The organism is Terrimonas ferruginea DSM 30193 (genome assembly GCF_000425585.1).
Taxonomy (GTDB): domain Bacteria; phylum Bacteroidota; class Bacteroidia; order Chitinophagales; family Chitinophagaceae; genus Terrimonas; species Terrimonas ferruginea.
Window position 1 is genome coordinate 30,786 of record NZ_AUDS01000019.1, and the last position, 15,779, is coordinate 46,564.

The 15,779-nt window shown below is 49.1% G+C and carries 17 protein-coding genes and 1 tRNA gene; 17 read left to right on the top strand and 1 reads right to left on the bottom strand.

Annotated features, from left to right (window positions below; translation table 11 throughout):
- The first annotated feature begins 67 nt into the window (after positions 1-67).
- The 13 genes from rplX (at position 68) to H608_RS0107230 (ending at position 10,270) form a co-directional block, all read left to right on the top strand.
- Entirely contained in the window at positions 68-427 is a 360-nt protein-coding gene (gene rplX / locus H608_RS0107170) for a 50S ribosomal protein L24 (RefSeq protein ID WP_028787076.1), read from the top strand.
- Positions 428-456: 29 nt separating this feature from the next.
- Complete coding sequence (rplE, locus tag H608_RS0107175; protein WP_038007654.1) at positions 457-1,041, top strand: 50S ribosomal protein L5; 585 nt, start codon at positions 457-459, stop codon at positions 1,039-1,041.
- 56 nt (positions 1,042-1,097) lie between these two features.
- Positions 1,098-1,367 (top strand): 30S ribosomal protein S14, encoded by a 270-nt coding sequence (rpsN, locus tag H608_RS0107180; RefSeq protein WP_028787078.1) that lies wholly within the window; start codon positions 1,098-1,100, stop codon positions 1,365-1,367.
- Positions 1,368-1,459: 92 nt separating this feature from the next.
- Entirely contained in the window at positions 1,460-1,858 is a 399-nt protein-coding gene (rpsH, locus tag H608_RS0107185) for a 30S ribosomal protein S8 (RefSeq protein ID WP_028787079.1), read from the top strand.
- Positions 1,859-1,955: 97 nt separating this feature from the next.
- The gene (gene rplF, locus H608_RS0107190; RefSeq protein WP_028787080.1) at positions 1,956-2,510 is read left to right on the top strand and encodes a 50S ribosomal protein L6; all 555 of its coding nucleotides are present in this window, start codon (positions 1,956-1,958) and stop codon (positions 2,508-2,510) included.
- A 116-nt stretch (positions 2,511-2,626) separates the two neighbouring features.
- A complete protein-coding gene (rplR, locus tag H608_RS0107195; protein WP_028787081.1) occupies positions 2,627-2,983 on the top strand; it encodes a 50S ribosomal protein L18 in 357 nt (118 codons plus the stop codon).
- A gap of 116 nt (positions 2,984-3,099) precedes the next feature.
- Positions 3,100-3,618, top strand: coding sequence for a 30S ribosomal protein S5 (gene rpsE / locus H608_RS0107200; RefSeq protein WP_028787082.1), 519 nt, complete (start codon positions 3,100-3,102; stop codon positions 3,616-3,618).
- A 41-nt stretch (positions 3,619-3,659) separates the two neighbouring features.
- Positions 3,660-3,839: a 50S ribosomal protein L30 gene (gene rpmD / locus H608_RS0107205; protein ID WP_028787083.1), complete on the top strand. Its 180-nt coding sequence runs from the start codon at positions 3,660-3,662 to the stop codon at positions 3,837-3,839.
- Between the two features lie 138 nt (positions 3,840-3,977).
- Positions 3,978-4,427 carry a 50S ribosomal protein L15 gene (rplO, locus tag H608_RS0107210; protein ID WP_028787084.1) on the top strand — a complete coding sequence of 150 codons (450 nt, stop codon included), beginning with the start codon at positions 3,978-3,980 and terminating at the stop codon, positions 4,425-4,427.
- A gap of 74 nt (positions 4,428-4,501) precedes the next feature.
- Positions 4,502-5,839, top strand: coding sequence for a preprotein translocase subunit SecY (secY, locus tag H608_RS0107215; protein ID WP_028787085.1), 1,338 nt, complete (start codon positions 4,502-4,504; stop codon positions 5,837-5,839).
- A gap of 277 nt (positions 5,840-6,116) precedes the next feature.
- A complete protein-coding gene (gene map, locus H608_RS21590) occupies positions 6,117-6,944 on the top strand; it encodes a type I methionyl aminopeptidase (RefSeq protein WP_038007656.1) in 828 nt (275 codons plus the stop codon).
- A 6-nt stretch (positions 6,945-6,950) separates the two neighbouring features.
- Complete coding sequence (locus H608_RS0107225; RefSeq protein WP_038007658.1) at positions 6,951-8,201, top strand: BaiN/RdsA family NAD(P)/FAD-dependent oxidoreductase; 1,251 nt, start codon at positions 6,951-6,953, stop codon at positions 8,199-8,201.
- A gap of 101 nt (positions 8,202-8,302) precedes the next feature.
- Positions 8,303-10,270 (top strand): sensor histidine kinase, encoded by a 1,968-nt coding sequence (locus tag H608_RS0107230; RefSeq protein WP_028787087.1) that lies wholly within the window; start codon positions 8,303-8,305, stop codon positions 10,268-10,270.
- Between the two features lies 1 nt (position 10,271).
- On the opposite strand, the gene H608_RS0107235 is transcribed toward H608_RS0107230, so the two are convergent.
- Positions 10,272-11,225 carry a 1-acyl-sn-glycerol-3-phosphate acyltransferase gene (locus H608_RS0107235; RefSeq protein WP_162142847.1) on the bottom strand — a complete coding sequence of 318 codons (954 nt, stop codon included), beginning with the start codon at positions 11,223-11,225 and terminating at the stop codon, positions 10,272-10,274.
- A 365-nt stretch (positions 11,226-11,590) separates the two neighbouring features.
- Here H608_RS0107235 and rpsA point away from each other — a divergent pair, with 365 nt between their 5' ends.
- The 4 genes from rpsA to H608_RS0107255 all read left to right on the top strand — a co-directional run bounded on the left by rpsA (position 11,591) and on the right by H608_RS0107255 (position 15,681).
- Complete coding sequence (rpsA, locus tag H608_RS0107240; protein ID WP_028787089.1) at positions 11,591-13,525, top strand: 30S ribosomal protein S1; 1,935 nt, start codon at positions 11,591-11,593, stop codon at positions 13,523-13,525.
- Between the two features lie 211 nt (positions 13,526-13,736).
- Positions 13,737-14,507, top strand: coding sequence for a lysophospholipid acyltransferase family protein (locus tag H608_RS21595; protein ID WP_038007660.1), 771 nt, complete (start codon positions 13,737-13,739; stop codon positions 14,505-14,507).
- Positions 14,508-14,526: 19 nt separating this feature from the next.
- On the top strand, positions 14,527-15,531 hold the full coding sequence (locus H608_RS0107250) for a LacI family DNA-binding transcriptional regulator (protein WP_028787090.1): 1,005 nt from the start codon (positions 14,527-14,529) through the stop codon (positions 15,529-15,531).
- A 65-nt stretch (positions 15,532-15,596) separates the two neighbouring features.
- Positions 15,597-15,681 (top strand) — tRNA-Ser (locus H608_RS0107255).
- Positions 15,682-15,779 lie beyond the last annotated feature (98 nt).

The following is a 15,779-nucleotide window of genomic DNA, read 5'->3' on the forward strand; positions in this document are numbered from 1 at the left end:
ATCCTGCGACCCGACTAATCATAACATTGCGTACTGCGTCAAAGCGTTTCGCATAAAGCATAAAAAAATGAGCACAAGATTCAAACCGAAGTACAACATCAAGAAGGGAGACCTGGTAATTGTTATTGCCGGCGATGCTAAACCCCAGAAAGATAATAACGGCAAACCGGAGTACAAACCCCGGGTGGTGAAGGAAGTTCTCCTCACCGAAGGCAAGGTGATTGTAGAAGGCGTTAACGTTGTTTCTAAACACACCAAACCCTCTGCACAGAACACACAGGGTGGTATCATCAAAAAGGAAATGCCCATCCAGATCAGCAATGTGATGTTGTGGGATGCGAAAGCCAAAGCACCTACCAAGGTAAAACGCGTACGCGAAGAAGGAAAAGTGGCTCGCATTTCAAAGAAATCAGGAGAAAAAATATAATCTCTAAGCACTTTTAAAAGATTTAAATAATGAGTACGAAAGCATATACTCCGCGACTGGCCGATAAATACAAGAATGAAGTGGCTCCGGCCCTGGTGAAGAAGTTTGCCTACGATTCCGTAATGCAAGCTCCCCGCCTGGAGAAGATCTGCCTGAACCGTGGCGTAAACGGCGCGGTAAGCGACAAGAAGTTAGTTGACATCGCCGTTGACGAACTGACCACCATTACCGGTCAAAAAGCGGTAGCAACCAACTCCAAAAAGGATATCTCCAACTTCAAACTCCGGAAGAACATGCCGATCGGCGCGCGCGTAACACTGCGCGGCGATAAGATGTATGAATTCCTGGATCGTCTGATCGCAGTTGCCCTGCCCCGCGTACGCGACTTCAAAGGCATCAACGAGAAAGCTTTCGACGGCCGTGGAAACTACACCCTGGGGGTAACCGAGCAGATCATCTTCCCCGAAATCGACATCGATAAGGTGAACAAGATCACCGGTCTGGATATCACATTCGTAACCACCGCCAACACAGACGAAGAGGCTTACGAACTGCTGAAAGAATTGGGAATGCCGTTCAAAAACATCAAGAGAAACACAGAAGCCCAGGCTTAATAGCCCAGGCCTTTCAATAAATCATTGAAGCTTTTTAAAAACAGAAACTTTACAACATGGCAAAAAAATCAGTAACAGCCCGCCAGCATAAAAGAGAACGTATGGTTGAACAATATGCGGCGAAAAGGGAAGAACTGAAGAAAGCCGGCAACTGGGCTGCACTGGACGAGCTTCCAAAGAACTCTTCTCCAGTACGTCTGAAGAACCGTTGCCAGCTCACCGGCCGCCCCAAAGGTTACGTTCGCTACTTCGGTATCTCCCGTGTGGCTCTGCGCGACATGGCGCTGAACGGAAAAATCCCCGGCCTGAAAAAAGCAAGCTGGTAAATCAAATTTGAAGATTTGAAAGTGAGCCAACATTAACCGACTCACCGTCTTCAACGTATCAAATTATCAAATTGAATTAATTCTAATAGAAAATGGTAACAGATCCTATAGCAGATTTCCTGACAAGAATCCGTAATGCGCAGATGGCAGGACACCGTGTCGTAGATATTCCGGCTTCAAACCTGAAGAAGCGTATGACAGAGATCCTCTACAATCAGGGCTATATTCTGAAGTACAAATTCGAGGACGACAACAAACAAGGCGTAATCAAAATCGCCCTGAAGTACGACCTCGCAAGCAAGCAGCCTGCTATCCAGAGCCTGGAGCGCGTAAGCCGCCCCGGTCTGCGTCAGTATGCTTCTCCTTCTGAATTCCGCCGCGTGAAAAACGGTTTGGGTGTAGCCATCATTTCTACCTCTAAAGGTGTAATGACGGACAAGGAAGCAAAAGCACAGAATGTAGGTGGCGAAGTACTCTGCTACATCTACTAAGCAAAGCATTGTTTGCCGATACATTAAGCCCTCACCTGTACAGGCTGACCGGTTGGCAGATTTTTAAACAACAATACAAACGACAAACTTTTTAATTATGTCTCGTATAGGTAAACAACCAGTGATCATTCCTGCCGGTGTTACTGTAACCGTAGGAAAAGACAACGTGATCACGGTGAAAGGCCCCAAAGGCGAACTGAAAGAAAGCATTGACCGCGATATCACAGTGGAAGTGAAGGAGAATGAAATCGTGCTGACCCGCCCCACTGACCAGATCCGTCACCGTGCTATGCACGGTCTGTACCGCGCACTGCTGGCAAACCTCGTGAAAGGTGTTACCGACGGTTTCGAACGCAAACTCGAACTGATCGGTGTAGGTTTCAAGGCTGCCAACAGCGGCAATACACTTGACCTGGCACTCGGTTATTCCCACAACATCATCTTCGAAGTTCCTAAAGAACTGTCTGTAGCTACCCAACAGGAAAAAGGTCAGAACCCGATCATCACCCTGCAAGGTACCGACAAACAACTCATCGGCCAGGTAGCTGCCAAACTCCGCAGCCTCCGCAAGCCAGAGCCATACAAAGGCAAAGGTGTTCGCTATGTGGGTGAAGTGGTTCGTAAGAAAGCAGGTAAAGCAGCCGGCAAGTAAAATTTGAAAATTTGAAACCGGGCTAATTGAAAAAAAGCTCATTATCAAATCTTCAAATCCTCAAATTTTCAAATTATATAAATCCTGGCAGCATCAGGATTCTAAATACAACAAAGATGTCAAACGTAAAAGCAGTAAGACGGCAGAAGATCCGCTTCAATATCCGCAAGAAAATCGCGGGTACAGCTCAGAAGCCCCGTCTGTCCGTATTCAGAAGCAATTCCGATATCTACGCTCAGTTGATCGACGACGACAACAGTCAGACATTGGCCTCAGCTTCTTCAAAAGATAAAGACGTACAGGCGCAGTCCGGTAACAAGTCTGATAAAAGCAAGCTCGTAGGTGCAGCATTGGCCCGTAAAGCCGCTGAACTCGGTATCAAAGACGTAGTGTTTGACCGTGGCGGTTACCTGTACCATGGCCGTGTTAAATCACTGGCTGAAGGTGCTCGCGAAGGTGGCCTGCAGTTTTAATCAAACCAATCCAAACAGGTACTAACGTAATTTAAGATATAACGGAAAGGGTAGCGGTGCAAGCCGCTCCCGGACCCTACGAAGTAAAGCTTCGGACAAAATACCAAACAAAGAGTATGTCAAAAGTTAATTTAAACAGAGTAAAAGCAGGCGACCTTGAACTGAAAGACAAAGTTGTTGCTATCAATCGTGTTGTAAAGACTACCAAAGGCGGCCGTGCTTTCAGTTTCTCTGCACTGGTTGTGGTAGGTAATGAAAACGGGGTTGTAGGACATGGTCTGGGTAAAGCCAAGGAGGTACAGGAAGCTATTACCAAAGGGATCGAAGATGCCAAGAAAAACCTGATCAAAGTTCCGGTTATGAAAGGCACCATTCCTCACGATCAGTGGGCTAAAGAAGGCGCTGCGAAAGTGCTGATCAAGCCTGCCGCTCATGGTACCGGTGTAATCGCCGGAGGCTCTATGCGCGCCGTGCTGGAAAGCGCAGGTGTGACAGACGTACTGGCCAAGTCACTTGGCTCTGCCAACCCTCACAACGTGGTAAAAGCTACCTTCAAGGCGCTGGCTATGCTCCGCGAACCCATCAACGTAGCGAAAACACGTACAGTGGGCCTGAAGAAAGTATTTAATGGATAATCCGGTGAAAGGCCTGACCCTTTCCCTCAACTCTTTTAACAATGAAAAAGATCAAGATAACGCTCGTTAAGAGCCCGATCGACCGCCCGGAACGCCAAAAAGCTACCCTGCGTGCCCTCGGACTCAATAAAACCAACTCTTCCAAAGAGGTAGAAGCTACCCCACAGATCCTCGGCATGGTGCGTAAAGTAGAGCACATGGTGAAGGTGGAAGAAGCCTAATTGATTGAAAAAACAGAAAATGTGAAAATGTGGTGATGAATCCCGTAACTTCGCGGCGATTTAATCAACCAGGTTTTCACTTTTTCACATTCATAAACAAGCGAGGGGAATAAACCCCGTCGAGTAAAAATTAAAAAAATGAAACTGCACGAATTAAGACCCGCAAAAGGCGCAACACACAAAGTAAAACGTATCGGCCGTGGTGACGGTTCAGGACATGGTGGTACTTCCACAAAAGGTACCAAAGGTGGACAAAGCCGCGCCGGTTACAAACGCAAAATGGCTCACGAAGGTGGTCAGATGCCCATCCAGCGCCGTGTTCCCAAAAGAGGGTTCAACAATATCAACCGCGTAGAATACAAAGTACTCAACCTCGGTCAGATCGAACAACTGGCAGAGAAGTACGGTATCACCGAGTTTTCCCTGGAGAATCTTTACATCAACGGGCTGATCAGCCAGACCGACCGTATCAAAGTTCTCGGTAACGGTGAACTGAAAGAGAAATTCACTTTCAAAGTGAACGCGGTAAGTGAAAAGGCAAAAGCTGCCATCGAAGCTGCAGGAGGAACTGTAGAGATCGTTAAGTAATTTTTCTTATTTTGCGCGACGCATTACCAAATGCGTCTTTTATGTTTCAGGGCCTTTAAACAGTTATAACTTCCGTGAAAAAATTAATTCAGACACTTAAGAATATCTGGAGCATCGAGGAGCTGAGAAGCAAAATCGTCTTCACGCTTCTGCTGGTCGTTGTTTACCGTATCGGTTCGCACATCGTTTTGCCAGGTATCGACCCGGTTAAACTGGAAGCGATCAACAAAAACAGCGAATCCAGCAACGGTATGCTTGACCTCATCAACACCTTCGCAGGTGGAGCGTTCAACATGTCTTCTATCTTTGCCCTGGGTATCATGCCGTACATCTCTGCCTCTATCTTTATGCAGCTGATGACCGTGCTGGTTCCCAAATTCCAGAAAATGCAGAAGGACGGTGACAGCGGTCGTAAAAAGATCAACCAATACACCCGCTACCTCACTGTTGCCGTAACCGTAGTACAGGCAATTGCCTATATCGGTTACCTCAACCAGACTGCAGCACAAGCCAAAATCGCAGCCTTCTCCGGCTATTTCCCTTACACCACCGTATTCATCCTCACTGCAGGTACACTGCTCGTGATGTGGATGGGTGAAAAGATCACCGATAAAGGTCTCGGCAACGGTACTTCACTGATCATCATGGTCGGTATCCTGGCCCGCCTGCCACAAGCCTTTACACAGGAATTGACCACACGCTCACTGCGTGCCGGCGACATCCTGATCTTCATCGTGGAAATTGCCGTACTGATCGCGATCATCGTAGGATGTATCATGCTGGTACAGGGCGTACGTAAAGTACCCGTCAACTATGCCAAGCAGATCGTAGGCAACCGCCAGTTCAGCGGCGCACGCCAGTTCCTGCCACTGAAAGTAAACAGTGCCAACGTAATGCCGATCATCTTCGCCCAGGCGATCATGTTCCTCCCTACGTTGTTCACACTCGGCAAACAAAACTCGATCTCCGCAATCTTTACCGATCATACCAATATCTGGTACATGATCATCTACTCTGTAGTAGTAATCGGGTTTACCTTCCTGTACACTGCCCTGATCTTCAACCCGAAGCAAATTGCAGACAACCTGAAGCAAAACAACGGTTTCATCCCCGGTGTTAAACCCGGACAGCCTACCGCAGATTATATCGGTACCATCATGGACCGTATCACATTACCCGGTGCCATTTTGCTGGCCCTGGTTGGTATCCTTCCCGGTATCATCCAGCTTACCTTTGGTATGACACAGGCATTCTCCAACTTCTTCGGCGGCACATCCCTGCTGATCATGGTTGGTGTAATCCTCGATACGCTCCAGCAGATCGAAACACAGTTGCTGATGCGCCAGTACGACGGCCTCATGAAGAGCGGTCGTATCCAGGGACGCCAGACAACTTCTGCTGTGCAGTATTAAGTTTGCAGGTAAATAAGTTATAAAAAGCACCCCCGTTTTGCGGGGGTGCTTTTTATGATGTGAAAATGTACCCGCCTGAGGCGGGGCCATGTGTAAATGTGAAAATGGGGAGCAAAAGAATCGAGTGAAGAACGCCCGTCGGGAGTCTCAGTGAGTCAGGGGACTCAGGCTGTTCCATTGACGATTGACGATTCACCATTCACTCATCTCCACATCAACCGCGCGGAACGCGCGGCACATTTGCACATTTTCACATTCCCAGTCGTACCTTTGCACTATGATTATTGTAAAGACAAATGACCAGGTCGAGCTCATGCGCAAGAGCGCGCTTCTCGTAAGCCAGACGCTGGCAACGATCGCCGCCGACCTCAGGCCCGGCGTCACTACCCTGAGCATTGACAAAAAGATCGGTGAGTACATCCATGATCATAAAGCCATCCCTTCTTTCCTCAACTACCATGGCTATCCCTTCAATTCCTGTATTTCCGTCAACGACGTTGTCGTACACGGATTTCCCAATACCCGCGAATTGCGGGAAAATGATATCGTTACCATCGACATCGGCGTTATCCTCGATGGATGGCATGGCGACCACGCCTACACGTTTGCCATTGGCGAACCTGCACGCGAAGTCCTCAGCCTGATCCGCATCACCAAAGAATCGCTTTATAAAGGCATCGAAAAAGCCGTAGCTGGCAACCGCACCGGCGACATCGGTTTTGCCATCCAGGAACATACCGAACGCAAACACGGCTACGGCGTAGTACGCGAACTCGTGGGCCACGGTCTCGGCCGCAGCCTCCACGAAGATCCGCAGGTGCCTAATTACGGCAAACGTGGCTCCGGCGCCAAACTCCGCGAAGGAATCGTCATCGCCATCGAACCCATGATCAACATGGGCAAAAAAGATGTGTACACCGAAGCGGATGGCTGGACCGTCCGCACACTCGATGGCAAACCTTCCGTTCATTTCGAACACGACGTGTGCGTGCGCAAAGGCAAGGCCGATATCCTCTCCAATTATGCACCGATCGAAGCTGCGGAAGAAAAGAACCCTTATCTCTACTTCGCCAACACGGCCGTAACTGCCGATACCCAACAATAACACTGCATGACCGTTCCGGTGAATAAAACACTGGTAGTGGTCGGCGGCGGTGCTGCCGGCTTCTTCTGTGCCATCAACGCAGCAAGGCTCCGCCCCGGGCTGAAAGTTTTTCTCCTCGAGAAAACAAACAAGCTGTTGTCCAAAGTGCGTGTCAGCGGTGGCGGACGCTGCAACGTAACACATGCCTGCTTCGATATACGCGAACTCAGTATGAGGTATCCGCGCGGAACACATTTCGTGAGAAAAGCATTCCATCGTTTTTTTACCGAAAACACCATTGAATGGTTCGCCGAACGCGATGTACAACTCAAGACCGAAAGCGACGGCCGCATGTTTCCGGTTACCGATAACTCGCAGACGATCGTTGAATGCCTGCTTCGCGAAGCAAGCCGTTATAACATCGACATCCGCCTGCAAACGACAGTGGAAGCACTGACGATAACGGAGAATAATCAATTCCTTCTTCGTACAGACAAAAACTCATCGCTGACGGCAGACTATGTCTGTATCGCCTGCGGCGGCTACCCCAGGTCTTCGATGTTTGACTGGCTGCGTGCCATCGGCCATACCATCGAAGAGCCGGTTCCCTCCCTGTTTACATTTAATGTTCCCAATCATCCCATCACGGCCTTAATGGGCGTCAGCGTGCCGGAAGCACGTGTGCGCATCAGCGGTTCCAAACTCGAACAAACAGGCCCCGTACTCATCACGCATTGGGGATTCAGCGGCCCGGCTGTATTAAGAACGAGCGCCTGGGGTGCCCGCGATCTGCAAAAAATGAACTATCATTTTACCTGCCAGATCAACTGGCTCGGTGATAAACAGGAGCAGTTACTCAGAGAAGAATTTCAGCAATACAGACATGAACGCGCTGCGCAAAAACTCGTTAACAAAAATCCCTGGCAGTTGCCGCAACGCTTATGGGAATTCATGTTGCAGCAATGTGAAATAACTCCTGATACACGATGGGCCGATCTTCCCGCCAAAGCGCAGAACAAACTGATCAAAGAATTGGTGAACAGTGAATTCAATGTCACCGGCAAAACAACATTCAAAGAGGAATTTGTAACCGCAGGTGGCATCAAACTCAGCGAGATCGATCCGCAAACCATGATGAGCCGTAAGCTGCCGAATTTGTTTTTTGCCGGGGAAATCATGGATGTGGACGGCATTACCGGCGGATTCAATTTCCAGCATGCGTGGACAAGCGGCTGGATCGCCGCTAATTCCATCGCAGCAGATACCGACCTGTCCTGATGCCTTTATTTCCCCTACTTAATTTGTAGTAGTGCATAAATAAATATGCTGCAGAGTGGAAGCAATTGGCGTACTTTTAAGATGCCCAACCTCTTTCCACCATGCCAACCAAGACCTTCCTGTGTATCATTTTCCTGATGCTTACCTGCCTGCTGCGGGCGCAAACGCCACGCATCGACAGCCTGAAAAAAGTAATTGCCGCAGAGCAACCTTCTTCGCAACAACTATTATCGATCTACCACCTGCTACTGGACAATGCATCACTCTCTAACGACACCTTGGCTCATTACGCAGAGAAAGGATACCAGCTTGCCATAAAATTAAAAGACAAACCGCGTGCTTCGCTGATGCGTTACTACACGGGTTACAGCATGGCCCGCAGCGGCATCATCGATGGACGTCTTGATAGTCTTATCCAGAAGGAATTGAAGACACTTGCTTACAAAGATGATTACAAAGAACCCTATGCACGTTTCATCATGCTCGATGCCAACCGGCTTACACGCAGCAACAAGATCAAGGAAGCGATGCAGCTTTATTATGGCTTGTTGCCATTGCTGGAGAAAGACCGCGATACGACCATGTTGCTGAACCTTCAACTGAATATGTCTACCGGCCCGTCGATGATGGGACATTTCAATGAAACACTGAAGGTGGTTCATCCTGCTCTGGCGATGGCCCGGGTGTACAACAAACATCACTACTCAATTACGACGCTCCAGGTGGAAGGATTACTTAACTCCAACGCAGGCATTTGTTTTCTGCACCTGTACGAAGCGGATCATCAGCAGCGCTATGCCGATTCGTGTCTTTACTATACCACACGTTCCATTGAAATAGGGGAACGGATACAAAGCCTTTATGTGCGTTGTGCAAGTATGAACGTGAAAGGGCTGATGTTGAGTTATGTTAACCGCGTAGAGGAAGCGGAACAACTCTTACAGGCCGGGTTGCAATTGCGCAAGCAGATCGGTGATCCGTTGTATACCGTGTCGGACATGACGGTGCTGGCGTCTTTCTACAGCGCAACCGGCAAGCCGCAGCAAGGGGTGGTTTTATGCATGGAAGCATTGCAAATTGCGCGCGAAAGAAAAATGAGTGCCGCGATCGTATTGGTCTATAATACCCTGGCGGAATGTTATAGAAAAGCAGGCGACAATGCAAAGTACGCGCAGACCGTGCAGCAACTCTCTTCCTTCAAAGACACGATGTATCGGGAGAATTCTGCAAGGGCTATTGCGGAACTGCAAACGCAATACGAAGTACAGAAAAAAGAAAACACCATCATCCAGCAGCAGCTGGATATCACGCGCAAAAATCAGCAATTGTACGGTATAGCCGGTATCCTGCTTGCGGCGGCGGCTATCGCGGTAATCTTATTCATCAGCTACCGTAAGCGCCAGCAACTGAAGATGCGCATGATACACGAAGAAGAAAAAATACTATCGGCGCAGGCAGTGAAAGAAGCGGAAGAACAGGAACGCAAACGGATAGCCGCCGACCTGCACGACAACCTCGGGGCCTATGCCGCATCGATGGTGTCGAATGTAAGCCAGTTACAGATGATGGCGCCTGTGGTAGCAGCGGAACGATCGGTGCAGGAACTGCGGAATAATTCATTGTCGATCGTATCGGAACTGACGGACACCATTTGGGTATTGAAAAGAGAAGCATTGACCTTAACGGCCATCAGCGACCGGATAAAAGTTTTCCTGCAACGCATCCAACCGAGCTATCCGCATATTCATGCCGGTGTGGTAGACGAACTGGACAATGATCATTCTTTACCTCCGTCGCAGGCATTCCATCTTTACAGGATTCTCCAGGAGGCGATCAACAATGCGTTCCGTCACAGTGGCGCAGATGAAGTGCTGATACTCTTCCAGGGAGGAGAAAGCTGGCAGGTGACGGTAAAAGACAATGGAAAAGGACTGCCCGCCGATGCGGAAAAACAAGGCGCCGGCAACGGATTGTACAATATGCGGGCAAGGGCCCATGAAGTAGGATGGCAAATACGCTGGAAAGAGAATGATGGAGGAGGAACGGCGTTGGTGATCAGTCCCGGCTGATTTATTTTTTATAAAAAATAACCGCAGCACGTGCCAGCAAGGGCATCAGGATGATGCATAAAAACCAGGGCCAGGGAGCAAAAAACAGCGCCAATAATAAAACGACCAATAAGTAAACAGGGTAGCCGAGAATAATAAGGCTTAGTTGAATGGAATCGTAGTGATCGTTGTTGGAAAAATACTTGTTGGTAAGAAAACGGGAGAGCAGGAAAACGGGTAAATGCAGCAAGCATCCCAGTGCGGCAGGTATTGCTAATGCGATACGTTGTATAACGGAGAGCGGTCTTTTAAATAAACGTTTTGCTTTTTCTTTGTCCCCTGGTGCAATTTCTTTTACGTGCAAGGCAAGTTGTTGTTGCAACTGCCGGTTAAAATCCTGCATGCGTTTCCCGTCGCTTAGTTCCGCGGAAGCGGGCAAGGGCTGAATAGGGTTGCCGAGCCCGATCTCCACGATCTTGCCAAAGGACCGGAATGAATCATAATTGATGCCGGTGGGTAATACGGTCAACGGAATGCCGCGATCCCAGGCCTGGAAGGCGAGCCGCGCAGTGCCTTTGAGTAAGGGGCGCAGATGCCATTCGTTGATACATTTTCCTTCGCTGAAAATGAGCACCTGTTCGTTATTTTCGAAAAGGCGGATACAATCTTCGAACGTGCGGTAATTTTCCTGCAGATTTTCCACGCCTTCGGAGCGGCGGTATACCGGAAGGATTTTTACGGCGTGCAGAATGCGGCGGATCATTTTTCCCTTAAAAACATCGCCACGTGCCAGCGACCAAACGGGACGTTGAAACAATACATCGATGATAACGGCGTCGAGAAAGGAGTTGGGGTGATTGGCTGCAATGAGCACGGGCCCTGGCGTACGCAGCAGATCCGGGCGGTTAACCCTGATTTCCGGACAGCAGATCCACAAGCATAACCGGACATGAACCCGGAGTACAGCGTAAAGCAAAAGTGTTCTTTTGGGTGAAAATAAGTGATTGAATGCTTGAAACACAATACGATGCACAGAAAACACTTAAAACTGAAAATACTTGTGAATTGTCAAGCGGCAATGGTCAATGGTGAATAGTGAATGGTGAATAGTGAATGGTGAATGGTCAATCGTCAATCGTGAATCCGTCCGTTCGCCTTGGTTCGTGTATACACGAACCAACCACAACGCATGTTTTAGATTGATTATCATTCAGATATGGCTGTTAACTTATAACTTACTACTTATAACCTGAAGCGGCTGTTTTTCCCTTAAACCTTCCGCCTTCCACCTTTTTTCCGTATCTTTGCTCCCCCGATTTTAAAACCCTTCGGGAACAATTTATGTTTCATCAATTGATTCAAAAACACTTAAACGCTGATGCACAGGAGAACGCAGCTGGTGAGGTGGAAACCGCACCTGACGCTTCTGCAGCGACAACAACTGCACCTGTGGCTGCGCCTGTTGTAGAGACAGCGCATGACGATTTCGACTGGAGCGTAGACAAACGCAACGTCACTTCTTACACCAAAGAAGAAAAAGAAAAGTATGACGATGTTTATGACAACACGTTCATACAACTGAACGACGGCGAACTGATCAAAGGTATCGTGGTAGGTCTGACCAAGACCGACGTGGTACTGAACATCGGTTTCAAAAGTGATGGTCTGATCTCTCTCAACGAATTCCGTGACATCCCCGGTCTGAAAGTAGGTGATGATGTGGAAGTAATGATCGTGGAGAAAGAAGACCGCGATGGTCACCTGAACCTGAGCCGCAAACAAGCGCGTATCACACGTGCATGGGAGCGTATCGTGGAAGTACACAAAACTGGTGAAGTTATCACCGGTATCGTTACCTCTAAAACCAAAGGTGGTCTTATCGTGGATGTATTCGGTATGGAAACCTTCCTGCCCGGATCTCAGATCGACGTTAAGCCTGTAACTGACTACGATCAGTTTGTTGGCAAGACTATGGAATTCAAAGTGGTTAAGATCAACGAGACCATCAAGAATGCCGTAGTATCGCACAAGGCACTGATCGAAAGCGATATCGAAGCTCAGCGCGCCGAGATCATGAGCAAACTGGAAAAAGGACAGGTACTGGAAGGTACTGTGAAGAACATCACCGATTTCGGTGCCTTCATGGACCTGGGTGGCCTGGACGGTCTGCTCTATATCACCGACATTTCATGGGGCCGTATCTCTCACCCAAGCGAGGTGCTGAAGATGGACCAGAAGATCAATGTGGTGGTACTGGATTTCGACGACGAGAAAAAACGTATCAGCCTGGGTCTGAAACAACTGACTCCGCATCCTTGGGATGTGCTGCCTGAGAACGTGGTAGAGGGTAATGTGGTTAAAGGCCGCGTAGTGAACATCGAAGACTACGGTGCATTCCTGGAGATCCTCCCGGGTGTGGAAGGTCTGGTACACGTTAGCGAAATCACATGGGCTAACACACCAATCAATGCGAAAGAGTTCTTCAAACTCGGCGACGAGTACGAAGCGAAGATCGTTACCCTCGACAAAGACAGCCGCAAGATGAGCCTCTCTATCAAGCAGCTTTCTCCTGATCCCTGGAACGACATCGAAACACGCTTTGCTGAAGGCAGCCGTCATACCGGCCTGGTGAAAAACATCACCAACTACGGTGTGTTTGTTGAACTGGCTTCCGGCATTGGTGGTATGATCCATATCTCTGACCTGAGCTGGCTGAAGCGTTTCAACCATCCCGGTGAATACACGAAAGTTGGTGAAAACATCGACGTAGTGATCCTGGGTATTGACAAAGAGAACCGCAAACTCCAACTCGGACACAAACAGCTCGAGGAAGATCCCTGGAATACCCTTCAGGATACATTTGCCATCGGCAGTATCCATGAAGGAACCGTGATCCGCCGCGACGATAAAGGTGCCGTTGTACAACTGCCCTACGGTCTGGAAGGATTTGCGCCTAACCGTCACCTGAACAAGGAAGATGGTAAGAGCGTAGGTGCCGACGAGACACTGCAATTCATGGTAATCGAATTCGATCGCAACGAGAAGCGTATTGTGCTTTCACACAGCCGCATCTGGGAGCAGGGTCAGTTCGAAGAGCGTGAAGCTGCTAAGAAAGAAGCGAAGGTTGAGTCTGACAAGACCAAAAAAGCTGTGAAAACTATCCAGAACAAGGTAGAAAAAGCAACCCTGGGTGACCTGGGCGTGCTGGCCGACCTGAAGAAAAAACTGGATAACGACGCCGCTGCCAACGCTGCTGACGAACCCAAAGCAGAATAAGCACTAATCCTGTTTATACAAAAAAGCCCCTCGCCTCTGGCGGGGGCTTTTTTAATGTGCAAATGTGCCCGGGCCTTGCCCGGGGCCATGTGTAAATGTGAAAGGGCAACTCAACCCAGGTCCACTCCGTACATTTTCACATTTACATATTTACACATTTTCACATTCTATTCTTAAATTGGGTTCTATTTGCAAATCAAAATATGCTTGCATGTGGGAGCGATTGGTCAATTATAGCCTTGTGCGGAAGTTTGTTCACCTGGTAGTAGGCTTGTTCTACTGGCCCCGCCTTTCTATCATCAACAAATTACGGATCGAAGGAGCAGAGCATGTCCGCAAACTGCCGAAGCAGAATGTACTTTTCGTCAGCAATCACCAGACCTACTTCGCCGACGTCATCACTTTTTTTGCCATCTTCTCCGCGATAAAATGGGGCAGGAAAAAAAGCCTGGGCCCGATTCCCTACTACTTACTGAACCCCTTCACGCGCATACAATATATCGCTGCGGCAGAAACCATGCATTCCAATTGGATCGCACGTTTCTTTTTGCTGGCAGGCGGCATCACGGTCAAACGCACCTGGAATGAAAAAAGCAAGGAAGTACGCAAAGGACTCGATCCTTCCGATACCCGTAAAATCACAAGGGCATTGGAAAAAAGCTGGATCGTCACCTTTCCGCAAGGAACTACTGCGCCCTTTGCACCAGGACGTAAAGGCACGGCCATCATCATCCGCTACAGCAAACCCGTAGTGGTACCGGTGGTGATCTCGGGATTTTCGCGCGCCTTTAACAAAACCGGCCTCAAGCTGCTGAAGCGTGGCACCAAACTAACAGTTACCTTTAAAGCCCCGCTGGAACTGACTTACAACGAACCGGCGGATGTGATACTGGAAAAAGTGATGGATGCCATCGAACAAAGCAAACACTATATGACGGAAGGTAAACACCAATGGGTGTCGCCTGAAGCCATTAACTCCTGAAGCAGGGAGGCTAACCACTATGACCGATACACGTAAGCCCGCAACCATCAAAGAAATTGCGCGGCAACTCAATGTATCCGTATCCACCGTATCGCGCGCCCTGCGTGATCACCCGGGTATCGGATTGCGAACGCGCCAGCGCGTACAGGAACTGGCGGCACAACTGAACTATGAACCCAACCAGGCGGCCATCTCTTTCAAACAAGGCCGTACCCGCACTATCGGTCTGATAGTGCCGAATCTACGGGAAGAATTTTTTTGCATGGCCATCCAGGCAGTGGAAGAACTGGCGCAGCAGCAGGGGTATACCGTGCTCATCGGCCAGTCGCACGACCGCCCCGCCAAAGAGCGCGAAGTGCTGGACTCGATGCGCCGCAACCGTGTAGATGGTGTATTAATATCATTAGCCAAAGACACGCGTGACTATGGCCTGTTCGATGAACTGAAACAATACGGGTTGCCGGTGGTATTCTTCGACCGGGTACCTGCCGGGCAACTCTATCATGGTGTACGTTGCAACCTCGCGAGGGCATCGTCGGAACTGGTAGAGTTGCTGGCACAACGCGGACATACTCATATAGGATTCATCAATGGTCCGGCTACGCTGGCTGCGGCGGCGGAACGCGAGCAGGGCATCAAAGCGGCGGCGGCCCGGCATCCCGGCATGGAGATCGTGCTAACTGATACGGGACTGGCCTCGCATGCCACACGAATTGCCATGAAACAATTGCTGGCGCGCGAAGTACGGCCTACGGCGGTGATCACTTTCAATGATTATGTAGCACTGGAAGCGATGGCCTACTGCCGCGAACAGGGGCTGACGATCAACACGGACATCAGCTTTGTAAGTTATGCGCACCTGTCGTTTATGCGTTACCTGGAAAGAGGGTTATTGGCATCGGTAGAACAATTTCCCGCCGAGCAGGGGAAGGCCGCTACGGAGTTGTTGTTGAGGATGGTGGAAGGCGAGGAGGGAATAGCGGCGGGTTACCAGGTACTGGAAGCCAAACTGATTGTGAATTAAAATATTATCGTAAAAAAGTAGAACATGAATTTTGCCATTAATCTGCGTACACTTACTTTTGCCGCGGAGAGATGGCAGAGCGGTCGAATGCGGCGGTCTTGAAAACCGTTGACTGTAACAGGTCCGGGGGTTCGAATCCCTCTCTCTCCGCTGGAACCAAATAGGAAAAGCCTTTTGTCGATGACAAGAGGCTTTTTTGTTGGGGGGATTGTATTGATAAATTGCTTTAATGTCATTTTTCACAATCA